16 protein-coding genes are annotated in these 13,564 nt (G+C 63.5%); 12 read left to right on the top strand and 4 right to left on the bottom strand.

From position 1 onward, the window contains the following. Positions 1 to 990, bottom strand: coding sequence for an amidoligase family protein (locus tag D580_RS0108395; protein ID WP_018953963.1), 990 nt, complete (start codon positions 988 to 990; stop codon positions 1 to 3). Positions 991 to 1,404: 414 nt separating this feature from the next. On the opposite strand from D580_RS0108395, the gene D580_RS0108400 reads away from it, so the two are divergent. The 6 genes from D580_RS0108400 to D580_RS0108425 all read left to right on the top strand — a co-directional run bounded on the left by D580_RS0108400 (position 1,405) and on the right by D580_RS0108425 (position 5,905). After that, the gene (locus tag D580_RS0108400; protein WP_018953964.1) at positions 1,405 to 2,181 is read left to right on the top strand and encodes a (Fe-S)-binding protein; all 777 of its coding nucleotides are present in this window, start codon (positions 1,405 to 1,407) and stop codon (positions 2,179 to 2,181) included. A gap of 71 nt (positions 2,182 to 2,252) precedes the next feature. Continuing rightward, positions 2,253 to 3,680, top strand: a complete 1,428-nt coding sequence (locus D580_RS0108405) for a LutB/LldF family L-lactate oxidation iron-sulfur protein (RefSeq protein ID WP_018953965.1) — start codon at positions 2,253 to 2,255, stop codon at positions 3,678 to 3,680. Further along, positions 3,677 to 4,351, top strand: coding sequence for a LutC/YkgG family protein (locus D580_RS0108410; protein ID WP_018953966.1), 675 nt, complete (start codon positions 3,677 to 3,679; stop codon positions 4,349 to 4,351). The genes D580_RS0108405 and D580_RS0108410 overlap by 4 nt, the downstream gene beginning before the upstream one ends. 178 nt (positions 4,352 to 4,529) lie before the next feature. Next, complete coding sequence (locus D580_RS16855; protein ID WP_231363524.1) at positions 4,530 to 4,712, top strand: BrnT family toxin; 183 nt, start codon at positions 4,530 to 4,532, stop codon at positions 4,710 to 4,712. After that, on the top strand, positions 4,684 to 4,923 hold the full coding sequence (locus tag D580_RS0108420) for a CopG family transcriptional regulator (RefSeq protein WP_018953968.1): 240 nt from the start codon (positions 4,684 to 4,686) through the stop codon (positions 4,921 to 4,923). Before D580_RS16855 ends, D580_RS0108420 begins: the two co-directional genes overlap by 29 nt. Positions 4,924 to 5,056: 133 nt before the next feature. Then, the gene (locus tag D580_RS0108425) at positions 5,057 to 5,905 is read left to right on the top strand and encodes a GIY-YIG nuclease family protein (protein ID WP_026289830.1); all 849 of its coding nucleotides are present in this window, start codon (positions 5,057 to 5,059) and stop codon (positions 5,903 to 5,905) included. Between the two features lie 60 nt (positions 5,906 to 5,965). Here D580_RS0108425 and D580_RS16190 read toward each other — a convergent pair whose 3' ends face one another. Both D580_RS16190 and D580_RS0108430 read right to left on the bottom strand, forming a co-directional pair. Then, a complete protein-coding gene (locus D580_RS16190) occupies positions 5,966 to 6,277 on the bottom strand; it encodes a type II toxin-antitoxin system RelE/ParE family toxin (protein ID WP_196799731.1) in 312 nt (103 codons plus the stop codon). Between the two features lie 2 nt (positions 6,278 to 6,279). Beyond that, positions 6,280 to 6,477, bottom strand: coding sequence for an addiction module protein (locus D580_RS0108430; RefSeq protein ID WP_231363525.1), 198 nt, complete (start codon positions 6,475 to 6,477; stop codon positions 6,280 to 6,282). Between the two features lie 760 nt (positions 6,478 to 7,237). On the opposite strand from D580_RS0108430, the gene D580_RS0108435 reads away from it, so the two are divergent. From D580_RS0108435 to D580_RS0108460, 6 genes are all read left to right on the top strand, one after another. Then, a complete protein-coding gene (locus tag D580_RS0108435) occupies positions 7,238 to 7,879 on the top strand; it encodes a Vat family streptogramin A O-acetyltransferase (RefSeq protein WP_026289831.1) in 642 nt (213 codons plus the stop codon). A 223-nt stretch (positions 7,880 to 8,102) separates the two neighbouring features. Then, complete coding sequence (locus D580_RS0108440) at positions 8,103 to 8,843, top strand: extradiol ring-cleavage dioxygenase (RefSeq protein ID WP_018953972.1); 741 nt, start codon at positions 8,103 to 8,105, stop codon at positions 8,841 to 8,843. 45 nt (positions 8,844 to 8,888) lie between these two features. After that, positions 8,889 to 9,146: a type II toxin-antitoxin system Phd/YefM family antitoxin gene (locus D580_RS0108445; RefSeq protein WP_018953973.1), complete on the top strand. Its 258-nt coding sequence runs from the start codon at positions 8,889 to 8,891 to the stop codon at positions 9,144 to 9,146. After that, the gene (locus tag D580_RS0108450; protein WP_018953974.1) at positions 9,134 to 9,442 is read left to right on the top strand and encodes a type II toxin-antitoxin system RelE/ParE family toxin; all 309 of its coding nucleotides are present in this window, start codon (positions 9,134 to 9,136) and stop codon (positions 9,440 to 9,442) included. Before D580_RS0108445 ends, D580_RS0108450 begins: the two co-directional genes overlap by 13 nt. Before the next feature lie 218 nt (positions 9,443 to 9,660). After that, on the top strand, positions 9,661 to 9,867 hold the full coding sequence (locus D580_RS15350) for a hypothetical protein (protein ID WP_018953975.1): 207 nt from the start codon (positions 9,661 to 9,663) through the stop codon (positions 9,865 to 9,867). Positions 9,868 to 9,937: 70 nt separating this feature from the next. Next, positions 9,938 to 11,698 (top strand): L-lactate permease, encoded by a 1,761-nt coding sequence (locus tag D580_RS0108460; RefSeq protein ID WP_018953976.1) that lies wholly within the window; start codon positions 9,938 to 9,940, stop codon positions 11,696 to 11,698. Here the strand turns inward: D580_RS0108460 and D580_RS0108465 are convergent. Continuing rightward, a complete protein-coding gene (locus D580_RS0108465) occupies positions 11,679 to 13,562 on the bottom strand; it encodes an EAL domain-containing protein (RefSeq protein WP_018953977.1) in 1,884 nt (627 codons plus the stop codon). The genes D580_RS0108460 and D580_RS0108465 overlap by 20 nt on opposite strands. Positions 13,563 to 13,564 lie beyond the last annotated feature (2 nt).

The following is a 13,564-nucleotide window of genomic DNA, read 5'->3' on the forward strand; positions in this document are numbered from 1 at the left end:
TCAGTCCTGGAACAGCTCGACGAGGGCCGAGCGCCAGCGGTCGCCGATGCGCCCCAGGGCATGGCCCGGCGAGGCCAGGACCTCCTCGGACAGGGCCGCGAGACGTTCGTGATCGTCGGCCAGGCGCTCCACCGCCACCCAGTCGTTCCAGGGCAGGGCCAGGCTCCAGTCCGGCTCGTCGATCTGGCAGTTGGGCAGGCGGTAGTGGAAGGCCGGGCGGGGCTTGACCAGGTGACGCTCCACCGGCGCGGCCATCACCCGCGCCCTGTCCACGTGGGCGAACAGCGGCAGCATGTCCAGGGGCCTGTTGCGGGTGGGATTGTCGCGCAGGTAGTCGTCGATCAGCCCGGCCATGTCCGGGGCATAGTCATGCGCCAGGATGCGCCGGGCGTAGCGGCCGGGGAAAGGATTCACGTAGGGGGTGAAGCGCCGGGAGAGGTCCACCTCGCCCCGCTCCATGAGCCATTCATGGAGCAGCAGGAAGGCGCGCAGGATGTCGCGCAGATAGCCGGGCTCCAGGCAGGCCGCCTCCACGTTGAGCTGCAGGCCGAAGGCGTAGAGCAGGGAGGCATGGGTGCCCAGGGCACCCTTGTGGCGCAGGGCCTCGCGCAGTTCGTCCAGTTCCGGCAGCGCCGTCCAGGGCACCGGCGGGGCCACCAGTTCGTGGGGCACCACCAAGCCGGCCAGGTCCGAGAGCACCTGGTCGAGCCCCGCCTCCGGGTCCACCTCCACCCCCAGGCGGCGCAGGAATTTCAGGTACTCCCGCTCCTTGAGCAGGTTGCTGTCCAACTCCAGCTGGAAGTCACCATGACGGGTCCCGCGCACATGCAACACGAAGGGGCTGTCGGACTCGATGCGCCCGCCGAAGGCCCGCTGCACCTCACGGGCCATGTCCGGCAGCGAGATCTGCGCCATCTCCATCTCCACGCCCACCCGGCGGATCTCGCCCTCGGCGGTGCGGGTCTCGGGGAGCTGCATGAAGCGCGTCATGGTGTCGGGGTCTCGATTCGGATCATGCGCACCATACTAACAAGATCGCTGTTTCCTTCGCGTGATGCCGCCGACAGAGACCTGAACGTTAGCCGTGCCGGGAAGTCTCCGCAGCAATGCCACCATAACCGTGGCGAACCCCATAACCACAACAATAAACAACAACACCATCACCACCACGGACACCACTGAGGAGTCCCTGACGATGCACAACCCTGACGCCCCCTCGCGGGGCGTTTTTCTTTGCTGTACTGGTAAAGCCAAAATCGCACAACGCAAAGACGCGAAGACGCAAAGGAACGCAAAATGTCTCCTTGATAAAAAACCTTTGCGTTCCTTTGCGTCTTCGCGTCTTTGCGTTGAATGCTTTCAAACCATGTTTATTCGGTATGCCCCAAGGCCTAATATGGGCCCATGACACCATCCCCCAAACCGCGCGTCGCGCTGTTCGTCACCTGCCTGGTGGATCTGTACCGCCCCGCAGTGGGCTTTGCCGCCGTGAAGCTGCTGGAGGATGCCGGCTGCCAGGTGTCGGTGCCCGACGCCCAGACCTGCTGCGGGCAGCCCGCCTACAACAGCGGCGACAACGCCAGCGCCGCCGCCCTCGCCCGACAGGTGATCGAGGCCTTCGAGGGCTACGACTACACCGTGCTGCCCTCCGGCTCCTGCGCCGGCATGATCCAGTACTTCCCGCGCCTGTTCGACACCGAACCGGACTGGAAGGCCCGCGCCCAGGCATTGGCGGACAGGACCCATGAGCTGATGAGCTTCCTCACCGACGTGTGCGGTGTCGAATCGGTGTCCGCCCGCTACCCCGAGAGGGTCACCTACCACGACAGCTGCTCCGGCCTGCGCCAGCTGGGCATCAAGCAGCAGCCGCGCACACTGCTTGCCAGCGTCGATGGCCTCAAGCTCGAAGAGATGAACGACGCGGAGGTCTGCTGCGGTTTCGGCGGCACCTTCTGCGTGAAGTACCCGGAGATCTCCGGGCGCATGGTGGATGACAAGTCACACAACATCACCGCCACCGGCGCCAGCACCGTGCTGGGCGGCGACCTCGGCTGCCTGCTCAACATCGCCGGCCGCCTCAAGGCCACAGGAAGCCCCGTGAAGGTGCGCCACGCCGCCGAGGTGCTGGCCGGGATGACGGACCTTCCGGGACTTGGGGACCCGGAAGGTCGTGAGGGGTGAGGGGGCAGGAGTGAGGTACTACCACCTAACTCCAAACGACTATCGCCTAACGCCTAACCCCTAACGAGCCCATGCACAACGCCCGAAGTCACGAATTCATGACCCGCGCCGTGGAGGCCCTCCACGACGAGACCCTGCGCACGGCGCTTGGCCGTGCCAAAGATGGTTTCGTGCTCAAGCGCCGGCTGGCCTTCGACGCCCTGCCCGAATACGAGCAGTTGCGCGACCGGTCCGTGGCGATCAAGAACCACACCCTGGAACACCTGGACCACTACCTGGAACGTTACGAGCAGGCGGTCATCCGCCAGGGCGGGCAGGTGCACTGGGCGGAGAACGCCGAGGACGCCCAGCGCATCGTGGTGGAGATCTGCCGCAAGGCGGGCGCGAAGAGCGTCACCAAGGGCAAGTCCATGGTGGGCGAAGAGGTCGGCGTGAACGCCGCCCTGGAAGCGGCGGGCATGGAGGTGGTGGAGACGGATCTGGGCGAATACATCATCCAGCTTGCCGGCGAACCACCCAGCCACATCATCGCGCCGGCCGTGCACAAGACCAAGGGCCAGATCTCTGACCTGTTCCACGAACACCACGCCAAGTATGGACTGACGAAACGGCTCACCGAGATCCCCGACATCGTCAACGAGGCCCGCCAGGTACTGCGCCAGAAGTACCTGGATGCGGACGTGGGCATCACCGGCGCCAACTTCCTCATCGCCGAGACCGGCTCCAACATCATCGTCACCAACGAGGGCAACGGCGATCTCACCAACACCCTGCCCCGGGTACACATTGTCACCGCCGGCATCGAGAAGGTGGTGCCCACACTGGAAGACGCCACCACGCTCCTTCGTCTGCTGGCCCGCAGCGCCACCGGCCAGCAGATCACCAGCTACACAACGCTGTCCACCGGCCCGCGCCGGGAAGCCGATTTTGATGGCCCCGAGGCGTATCACGTGGTGCTGGTGGACAACGGTCGCAGCGCCATGCTCAGGGACGAGTTCCGCGAGATGCTGCGCTGCATCCGCTGCGGCGCCTGCATGAACCACTGCCCCGTGTACGGCGCCATCGGCGGCCACGCCTACGGCTGGGTCTACCCCGGCCCCATGGGCTCGGTGCTCACCCCCCTGACCATCGGCCTGCGCGAGGCCAAAGACCTGCCCAACGCCTGCACCCTCAACGGCCGCTGCGCCGAGGTCTGCCCGGTACGCATCCCCCTGCCCGACCTGCTGCGCACCCTGCGCCACCGGCAGTTCCAGCACCATATCGGCACCCGCCGCGCCCGCTGGGCCCTGGGCCTCTGGTCCTGGCTCGCCCGGCGCCCGGGGCTTTATCACGGCATCACCCGATGGCAGGCGCGCGCGCTCAAGTGGCTTTCCGGCAGAACCGGACGGCTCAAGGCCGTGCCCCTGGCCGGTCACTGGTTCAAGGGTGGCCGCGTGCTGCCCGCCCCCCAGGGCGAGACCTTCATGGACGCCTGGCGGCGCCGGGAGAAGCAGTCATGAGCGCCGCCCGAGACAAGATCCTCGCCAGGATTCGCACAGGCCTCGGCCGCGGCACCTTGCCCCGCGAATCCAGAGAGGCCCTCGACGCCCGCCTGGACGGCGCGTTCAAACCGGACGAACCCCTGCGCCCGCGCCTGCCCGACAAGCCACTCGCCGCGCTGTTCCGTGAACGCCTGGAATCCGTCGCCGGCACGCTACAGACCCTGCACGGCGAGCCCTACATCCCCGGCGCCGTGGCGACCTACCACGCCAGCCGACAGGTCACGGGCCCCATCGCCGTCGCCCCATCGCTGCAGGATCTCGACTGGTCCGCCACCGGCCTTGAACCCCGCTTCGGCCGCAGCCACGGCGAGGAACTGCTGTGCGTCAGCCGCGCCTTCTGCGCCATCGCCGAGACCGGCACCCTGGTCCTGCTCTCCGGTCCCGAAAACCCCACCACGCTTAACTTCCTGCCAGACCACCACTTGGTGGTCCTGGATGCCGCGGACGTGGTGAGTCACATCGAGGATGCCTGGGCCCGCATCCGCACCCGGGATGCCGACTGGCCGCGCACGGTGAACCTGATCACCGGCCCTTCCCGCACCGCCGACGTGGAACAGACCATCCAGTTGGGGGCCCATGGGCCGAGGAGCCTGCATGTGCTGCTCATCAATTCACCACGCAGAAGTTAACCCACAAGAAGGCCATACTAGGCGCCATATTTATGTATGGCACACTGACTGGCGCTCTGCTATGTTCTCAGCATGGGCAAGGACAGCTTTGAATGGGATCCCGGGAAGGATCTGATCAACCAGGCGAAACATCAGGTTTCGTTCGCCGAAGCCCAGTACGCATTCTGACCCTCGGCGCGTGATCGCCGAGGACCTGTCACACAGCCAGGGGGAGAAACGCTATTTCTGCTTCGGCAAGGTCCCGGATGGCATCCTGACTGTCCGCTTCACATACCGCCACGGGCTGATCCGAATCATCGGCGCAGGCTACTGGCGCAAAGGCAAACAGATCTATGAGCGCGAAAACCAAATACACCGATGAAGCCATTGGCCCCGTCAAGGTCATCCCTGACTTCCTGCCGCCACCGGAAGAGCTTGTTTTCAAGGAAGACACCGTCAAGGTGACTATCGCCCTGAGCAGGGAAAGCGTGGAATTCTTCAAACGCGAGGCGCGCAAACACGATACTCAATATCAGAAAATGATTCGCCGACTTCTGGATGCCTACACAGCGGCCCATAGCAAGGCGACGTAAGTCGAGAAGATCGCCAAAGTCCGGCTCGAAGACGATGATACGGTCATTCTCGCTTGACATATGACAACGGTTTTGGGCATCGATAATTCTGGATTGTGGATGCCCCCAAACCGTCCACTACCAGGAAGAATGCGTGCCAACAGCAACTCTTAAAATATTTCTTGCATACGGCGACCCCAAAAGGCTGCGCACTGCCGAACTATCAAATTGGACCGGGAAAGCTGTTTCTGGACCTCGGAGTGAATTCGATAAGGTACTGGAGCGCGAGGAGTCACAAGGATCAGGTGTTTACTTCCTATCTGGCACTGACCCCGAGACTAACAAGAGCGCGATTTATATCGGCGAAGCGGAATGCATCAAGGATCGCGTGAAATCTCATCTATCCAGAGACTTCTGGAATAACATCACGCTCTTTGTCACCAAGGACGAGAATCTGACCAAGGCGCACATTAAGTATCTGGAAGGTCGATTGATTGATATTGCGCGCTCTACAGAACGGTCTATTGTGATGAACAGCCAAAGCAGTGGCGCAAGGCTACCAGAGTCAGACCGTGAAGATATGGAAATATTTCTTGAAAAAATGCAACAGGTGCTTCCGGTTCTTGGGGTAGAGGCATTTCTGGACAAATCCTCATCCACAGCACATGGAAAACAAAGAACGGATTTCCTTAACTGCAACATCAAGGGGCTAACTGCAACCGGCTATTTGACGCCTAATGGGATTGTTGTGCTCAAAGGTTCCCAGGCTGTTCTGGAGGAGCGCGCCTCCGCCCAGAAATGGCCAAGCGTTTTAGTGCAGCGTAAGAAGCTTATTGAGGACGGCGCGCTTATTGAGAAAGACGGTGCTTACGTCTTCGCAAAGGATATCGAGTTCACAAGCCCAAGTTCGGCTGCAGCCACGATTCATGGTGGTAGCGCTAACGGGTTAACAGCGTGGGTAAATAAGGATGGGATTCCGCTTAAGCAGCTGCAAAACGTATAACAAGTCGCTCGTTCGGGCGCAAACCACGCTGCGCTTTGTTTGCGCCGCACAGCTTCATCGTTATGGGGTGAGCCGCTTTCGCCAATAGCCGGGTTTACGAGCATGGTGCGCAAATGCAACTACCGTGATCGTTTGCTGGTTCTGAACGGCGATGAGAGAGAAAGGAAATCTATGGAGAATGAGCTTCTTCGCACCCATTCCAGCCGCCTCTCCTGTCACCGGAGTAACCGGTGGATTTGGCTCCTTGAGAAGCTGCGTTGCGTGCTCAAAGGCATCTATCAGTCGTTCACCGAGCCCGGATTCTTCCTTCTCGTACCAGGCCGCGGCTTCTTCCAACTCTCGGGCAGCTTCCCTGCTGACTTTTACTTCCAAAATCAGTCCCTTATGCGTGCTCTTGCGAGGGCAAGAACCTCATCGACATCAAGCAACTCGGCTTTCCCAGACTCTATCTCATTGATTCGACGGCAAATTTCAATATCCCAGGCTTCGGCCGCATCATGTTCCGCTGGACCGTCCAAACTTGCCACTAAGTCTCGGGCCAATTTTGCCCGATCCCTCTCGGAGAGGGTCATGGCAGCGTCCTTGAGGGCCTCGAGTTCGACCGTACGCATCATTTTGTTCCGCGAGGGTGGGTAATAAGGAAATGATGCAGAAAGATACACCCCATAACAAGGGAAGCCACTCTGACGCCAATGCCCATGGGACATCGGAGTCATGACTCCCATTGCACATCCACTGACACCGAGAATGCTCCTTTGTATGTTTGATTCTTGAGAGGAATGGAAGCCATGTATGTTCCACGAGTCTGGGCAAGAGACACACGTAGCGCGACGCTCCGGGACGGCCGCACTGTTCCCGTCTCCGCCTGGGGATGGGGTGATGATCAGATCAGCGCACAGGCCATGGCCTCTGAGCGTCTACGCAGGGCATTGCACCGCATCCACAGACACAAGCCCGTCCCTCACAGCTATGACTACGAAGGCCTCCCTCTGCACGACTCTGCCGTTCCCAGAAATGCTTTCGTGCGCGTCTCACACCCAAGCCATGGCGGGCTGGCGTCAGCAGACCGCCTTGGGACTATCCTCGTCTGGAGCGTGACGACCAACACGCGTTCTCAGCCTGGCTGCGCGACTATGAGCAGGCCTCCACACGCTTTGCCACCTGCCGCTACCTCGAGACCATCGGCAATGGCCGGCCCAGCGGGGAAACTCGGCGATTACAGGAACTGCACGACCGGGTAACGAAATCCCAGGAACCCTTACCGCTCGCCTGAACCCCGGATATCCGATCTCTGCGGATCAGGCTCCATCACATCTGAGGAAATCGCGCCCCATGCATGGCCCCAGCCCATTGACAACCCACCCCATGGAAGGCTTCCCCCAGGTGTGCTTCATCAAGAACACCGTCAGCAACCCGAACATCATCATCGGGGACTACACCTACTACGATGACCCCGACGGCTCGGAGAATTTCGAGCGCAACGTCCTTTACCACTTCCCCTTTGTCGGCGACAAACTGATCATCGGGCGGTTCTGCGCCATCGCACGGGGCGTGAAGTTCATCATGAACGGCGCCAATCACAAGCTCTCCGGGATCTCCACCTACCCGTTCCAGATCTTCGCCAACGGCTGGGAATCATTCGCGCCCGCCGAGGATGAGTTTCCCTACAAGGGTGACACGGTGATCGGCAACGATGTCTGGATCGGCTATGACGCGCTGATCATGCCCGGCGTTCATGTCGGCAACGGCGCGGTGATCTCGGCCCGCTCCGTGGTGACGAAGGACGTGCCCGCCTACAGCATCGTCGGCGGCAACCCGGCCAAGGTGATCCGCCAGCGTTTCACGGACGCGGAGATCGAATCCCTGGAGGCCATCGCCTGGTGGGACTGGCCAGTGGAGAAGATCACCCGGCATCTGGCGCAGATCATGGCGGGCGATGTGCATGCGCTGCTCGCTTGCGCTGATGACAGCTGAAGACAAGACTATATCCTCTCACGGGGACACGGAGACACGGGGAGAAAACAGAATCAAGACAAGATTTTCCTCCGTGTCTCCGTGCCCCCGTGAGAGAACATGTTTTCGCCCTTCTTAAAGTCAAAGCAGACCTACAAACCCTCCTGAAACATCACTGACAGCGCACCCAACTATGCCGGCATCTATCCTTTATCTCCCCCATGGCGGTGGACCGCTGCCACTCATGGATGATCCCGGCCATGCGCAACTGACCGCGTTCCTGCGCCACATCCCGGAACGGCTCGGCAGGCCGGACGCCATCCTGGTGATCAGCGCCCATTGGGAAGCGGATATTCCGACCGTGACTTCTGGCGCCCATCCTGCACTGATCTACGACTACTACGGCTTCCCGGAGGAAACCTACCAGATCCAGTACCCGGCTCCGGGCGATCCCGTCCTGGCGGATCGCGTATGCGCGTTGCTTTCTGACCACGGCATCGATTGTCGCCAGGACGGTGAACGGGGCTTCGATCACGGCCTGTTCATCCCCCTCATGCTCATGTACCCGGAGGCGGATATCCCCTGCATCCAGCTTTCCCTGGTCAAGGGCCTGGACCCCGCCGCCCACATCGCACTGGGCAGGGCGCTCTCGTCCCTGCTGCATTCAAACCTGCTGGTGGTGGGCTCGGGGCTGTCCTTCCACAACATGCGTGCACTGATGGATCCAGGCTTCGGTGACAAGCACGATGAGCATGCCTTTCACGACTGGCTCGTGGAGACCTGCACCGCACCGGGCCTGTCGGGCGACGAACGTGTACAGCGCCTGGTCAATTGGTCACAGGCGCCGGGTGCGCGGTTCTGCCATCCCCGTGAGGAGCACCTGCTGCCGCTTCACGTGTGCCATGGGATGGCGGCGGCCCGGCCAGCGGAGATGGTGTTCGACGGGGAGGTCATGGGGCGACGTACGGTGAGTTTGCTTTGGTGACCCGCCCGGCTTGAATCGCTGTAAGTATCACTTTAGTATCACATCATGCGCACCGAACTCGTCACCACCCTCAAACGCAGGGCCACCGAACTGCTCAATGAGCTTGAGCAGAGCAAGGAGCCTATCCTCATTACGCAACATGGGGTGCCCAGCGCATACCTGGTGGATGTTCAAAGCTACGAAGCCTTACAGCGCAGGATGCATCTGCTGGAAGGTATCGCACGGGGCGAGATGGCGGTCGAAGATGGGCGCACCGTGACCCAGACACAGGCAAGGAAGCGCATGGCCCGATGGCTGAAGTGATCTGGACTGAACCCGCCCTCAGTGACCTGGATGCGATCGCGGACTACATCGCCCTCGATAATCCCGAGGCGGCCAGGACTCTCGTACGCAAGGTCTTCGATCATATCGCCCTGCTGGCCGATCACCCGAGACTGGGCACAAAGCCGCCGGAACTGAAGGGATGGCGTTACCGCCAGATCATCGAGCCTCCTTGCCGGATCTTTTATCGACAGGACGGCGATCGCATCTTCATACTCCACGTGATGCGCGCCGAGCGTCTGCTCGATCTATCCGCGCTCACAGATCCCAACAACTGACCGCCGCTGACTCCATGTACTTCATCCGCATCTTCCCCCTCCAGGAAATCGAGCACGCCGCCGCCCCCATTTCAAGCAAGCGTAACAACGCCACACGCCCGCACAGCCGCGCCCGCAGGGAGCCTCGCAAAAGCGCCAATTCGGCGTTGCGCACCTTGCCAAGGGCTTGCCATTGGCTGCGGTGCGCGCCTTGCCTTGGCGCTTTTGCGAGGCTCTGAATGGCAAGATATTTGTCAGACAGGACACTAGTCAACGGCATTCGTATCCGGCTGCGCTCCGGCGCCCGCTTCGTGATCCCCGACGACCCTGAGGACGAGGAGGCCTCGTTCCTCGCCCTGCTCGGGCGCGCGCTGAAGGGCGAGATCGTGGAGATGGAGTTCTCCCGCTATCTCGGCAGCCTCGCCAAGCCCAAGAGCCTTCGCTGAGTTCTATCGCGGTTTTACCTGTCATGCTCTCTGCGGCATCCTGAAGGGACATCGTGACCCCGGATCTGCCATGACCCTGCCCGTCCTGTTCACCCTCGCCCTCACCCCGGTCATCACCGTGTTCCTGTTCCTGGTGATCCTGCGCTGGCCCGCGTCCCGGGCCATGCCCCTGGCCTACGGGGTCACTGCGCTGATCGCGCTGCTGCTCTGGGGCACGGACTGGATCGTGGTGGCGGCGGCCACGGTGCACGGGGTGGTGACGGCGCTCAATATCCTGTTCATCGTGTTCGGCGCCATCCTGCTGCTCTACACCTTGCGCGAGTCCGGGGCCATCATCGCCATCCGCCGGGGCTTCATGGACATCTCCCCGGACCGGCGCGTGCAGGCCATCATCGTGGCCTGGCTGTTCGGTTCCCTGATCGAGGGGGCCTCGGGCTTCGGCACCCCGGCGGCCATCGCCGCGCCCCTGCTGGTGGCCATCGGCTTTCCCGCCATGGCGGCGGTGCTCTCGGCCCTGATCATCCAGTCCACGCCGGTGTCCTTCGGCGCCGTGGGCACGCCCATCCTGGTGGGGGTGAACACCGGGCTGTCCGGGCAGGCCATGGTGGAGAGCCACATCGACGTGCCCTTCTTCCCGGACTACCTCTACGAGATCGCCTTCAACGTGGCGCTCCTGCACACCCTGATCGGCTTCCTCATCCCGCTGATCATGATCGGCATGTTGACCCGCTTCTTCGGCGCCAGTCGCTCGTTCCGCGAGGGGCTGGCCGCCTGGCCCTTCGCCCTGTTCGCCGCCGCCGCCTTCACCCTGCCGTATCTCGCCGTGGCCGCCTGGCTGGGGCCGGAGTTTCCCTCCCTGGTGGGCGGCCTGATCGGACTCATGATCGTGGTGCCGGCGGCGAAACGCGGCTTCCTGGTGCCGAAGCAGGTGTTCGATTTCGAACCCCGTGCCCGCTGGCAGCCGGAGTGGGTGAGCGCGCTGCAGGACCTGCCGGACCCGGTGCGAAACGGCGCACCCGTGACCCTGATCCAGGCCTGGATCCCCTACCTGCTGGTGGCGGTGCTGCTGGTGATCACCCGGGCCGTGGAGCCGGTGAGCGAACTGCTGCGCTCATCCGCGCTCACCCTGTCCTGGCCCAACATCTTCGGCACCAGCGTGAGCACCTCGTCGCAGCCCCTGTATTTGCCGGGCTTCGTGCTGCTGGTGGTCTCGCTGCTGACCTACGCCCTGCACCGCATGGACCGGGAGCCGGGCGCCTATGCCCGGGCCTGGCGCCAGTCGGGGCGCACGATCCTCTCCGCCAGCGCGGCGCTGCTGTTCGCCGTGCCCATGGTGCAGGTGTTCATCCAGTCCGGGCAGGCCTCGCCCTATGCCAGCATGCCCCTGGTGCTGGCGGAAGGGGTGTCCCTGGCCTCGGGGGAATTCTGGCCGCTGTTCTCGCCGCTGATCGGGGCGCTCGGCGCCTTCGTGGCCGGCTCCAACACCATCAGCAACATGATGTTCGCCCTGTTCCAGTTCGCCACCGCCGAGAGCATCGGCCTGGACGCCCGGGGCGCGGCGGTGGTGGTGGCCCTGCAGGCCGTCGGCGGCGCGGCGGGCAACATGATCTGCGTGCACAACGTGGTGGCGGCCTCGGCCACCGTGGGCCTGATCGGGCGCGAGGGGGACCTGATCCGCAAGGCACTGATCCCCATGGGCTACTACGTGCTGGCGGCGGGACCCCTGGGCATGGCGCTGATCAGCGGCGGACTCAATGGCTGGTACGCGGTGTGGCTGGCGGTGATGGTGGTCATGCTGGTGCTAATGCGCTTCAACCGGGCGCGTCGCTGATCGGCACCAGGCGCAGACGGTGCCCGCCGGCCAGCCAGTCCAGGAAGTCATCGGCGGGCATGGGCCTGGCCAGGTAATAACCCTGCAGCAGCCGGCAGCCCATGCCCAGCAGGGTGGCGCGCTGCTCGGCAGTCTCCACGCCCTCCGCCACGCATTCCACGAACAGGGTGGAGGCGATCTGGATCAGGGAGCCCACCAGGGCGCGTTCGCCCGGATCCTCCATGGCGGCGACGAAACCCCGGTCGATCTTGATGGCCTGGATGTGCAGGCGGCGCAGGTAGGCGATGGAGGCGTAGCCGGTGCCGAAGTCGTCCAGCACGAAGCGCACGCCCAGCTCCGCCAGTTCCTCGATGAGCCGGCCCACCTTGTCGAAGTCGTTGATGACCGTGCTCTCCACGATCTCGATCTTGAGCCGTGACGGGTCGCAGTCGGGATGCTCGCGCAGCATCTCCCGCAGGCGCGAGGCGAAGCCGTGGCCTTCCAGTTCATGGCCGTCCACGTTCACGCTCAGCCACAGCCCCAGGCCGCGCCGCTCCCAGTCCGCCAGCGTCGCCACCGCATGGCGCAGCACCCAGGCGCCCAGGCGGGCGCTGACCGCGGTGCCCTCGATCTGGGGCAGGAAATGCCCCGGCCCCATCAGGCCCTGCTCGGGATGCGCCCAGCGCACCAGGGCCTCGGCACCCACCGCCCGGCCGGTCTGGGCATCCACCACCGGCTGGAACACCAGCCGGAACTCGCCCTCCTCCAGACCCCGGCGCACCTCCAGCTCGATGCGCTGGCGGTCGTGGATGCGCCGGTGCAAGCGGGCGTCAAAGTAACCGTAGCGCTGGCCGCCGGTCTTCTTGACCTCGTACATGGCGGCGTCGGCATGACTCAGCAGGGCCTCGGGCGCGGCATCGTCGAAGGGATAGACCGTGATGCCCACGCTGGCGGTGATGCGCAGCGCCAGGTTGCCGCCCATGCCGACGCCGAAATTGAGCGCCGTGACCAGGCGTGCCGCCACGTGCTCGATCTCCACCACGCTGGCGCAGTTCTCCACCAGCACCACGAACTCGTCGCCGCCCAGCCGCGCCACCATGTCGGAGCGGCGCACCACGTCCCGCAGACGCCGGGCCACGTCCTGCAGCAGCCGATCGCCCACCTGGTGTCCGAGTCGGTCGTTGACCTGCTTGAAACCGTCCAGGTCCATCACCATCACCGCCGTGAGACGCTCCGCCTGGCGTGACTGGTACAGGGCATGCTCCAGGCGCGCGAACAGCTTGCTGCGGTTGGGCAGACCGGTGAGGGCGTCATAGAGGGCGCGGGTCTCCAACTCCTGCTCCAGACGCAGGCGATGGAAGGCGGTACCGATGAGCCCGGCCAGGACCTCCACCACCGCCACGCGCCGGCGTTCAAGCGATTCGGGCGCGCGATGGCTGAACCAGGAGATGGCCAGCACACCCACCGGCATATCGCCGGCGAACACCGGCACCACCAGGTTGGACTTGAGACCCGCGGCCACGTACTCGGGCATGGCCTGGTCACTGGCGGCATAGTCCTGGCAGAACACCGGCCGGCCGCTGCGCAACGCCTGACCCGAAGTGCCCAGGTGCGCGGGAAAGCGGTGATTGCGGTATCGGGCCTCGTACTGTGGCGGCAGGCCGATGAAAAACCGGTACTGCAGGTACTCTGCGCCGTCGAGCACGATCATGGCGGCGCCGTCGGCGCCCAGCAGGTCCGCCGCCGCCCGGGCGGCGCGCTCGAAGAACACCGAGAAATCCAGCTGGCGCGACAGTTCGCCCAGGGTGCCGATGAGCTGGTCGAACAGGCGGTCCGGGGACTCGCCCGCACCGTCATCGGACGCGCTGGGGTGTGAATGCACCATGA

This window comes from Thioalkalivibrio sulfidiphilus, from assembly GCF_000377945.1.
In the GTDB taxonomy this organism is placed as follows: Bacteria; Pseudomonadota; Gammaproteobacteria; order Ectothiorhodospirales; family Ectothiorhodospiraceae; genus Thioalkalivibrio_A; species Thioalkalivibrio_A sulfidiphilus_A.

Excerpts from the sequence above, each read along its gene's own strand:
- D580_RS0108395 (WP_018953963.1), bottom strand. The coding sequence starts at position 990 with ATGACGCGCTTCATGCAGCTCCCCGAGACCCGCACCGCCGAGGGCGAG.
- D580_RS0108400 (WP_018953964.1), top strand. The coding sequence starts at position 1,405 with ATGACACCATCCCCCAAACCGCGCGTCGCGCTGTTCGTCACCTGCCTG.
- D580_RS0108405 (WP_018953965.1), top strand. The coding sequence starts at position 2,253 with ATGCACAACGCCCGAAGTCACGAATTCATGACCCGCGCCGTGGAGGCC.
- D580_RS0108410 (WP_018953966.1), top strand. The coding sequence starts at position 3,677 with ATGAGCGCCGCCCGAGACAAGATCCTCGCCAGGATTCGCACAGGCCTC.
- D580_RS0108420 (WP_018953968.1), top strand. The coding sequence starts at position 4,684 with ATGAGCGCGAAAACCAAATACACCGATGAAGCCATTGGCCCCGTCAAG.
- D580_RS0108430 (WP_231363525.1), bottom strand. The coding sequence starts at position 6,477 with ATGACCCTCTCCGAGAGGGATCGGGCAAAATTGGCCCGAGACTTAGTG.
- D580_RS0108435 (WP_026289831.1), top strand. The coding sequence starts at position 7,238 with ATGCATGGCCCCAGCCCATTGACAACCCACCCCATGGAAGGCTTCCCC.
- D580_RS0108440 (WP_018953972.1), top strand. The coding sequence starts at position 8,103 with ATGGATGATCCCGGCCATGCGCAACTGACCGCGTTCCTGCGCCACATC.
- D580_RS0108445 (WP_018953973.1), top strand. The coding sequence starts at position 8,889 with ATGCGCACCGAACTCGTCACCACCCTCAAACGCAGGGCCACCGAACTG.
- D580_RS0108450 (WP_018953974.1), top strand. The coding sequence starts at position 9,134 with ATGGCTGAAGTGATCTGGACTGAACCCGCCCTCAGTGACCTGGATGCG.
- D580_RS15350 (WP_018953975.1), top strand. The coding sequence starts at position 9,661 with ATGGCAAGATATTTGTCAGACAGGACACTAGTCAACGGCATTCGTATC.
- D580_RS0108460 (WP_018953976.1), top strand. The coding sequence starts at position 9,938 with ATGACCCTGCCCGTCCTGTTCACCCTCGCCCTCACCCCGGTCATCACC.
- D580_RS0108465 (WP_018953977.1), bottom strand. The coding sequence starts at position 13,562 with ATGGTGCATTCACACCCCAGCGCGTCCGATGACGGTGCGGGCGAGTCC.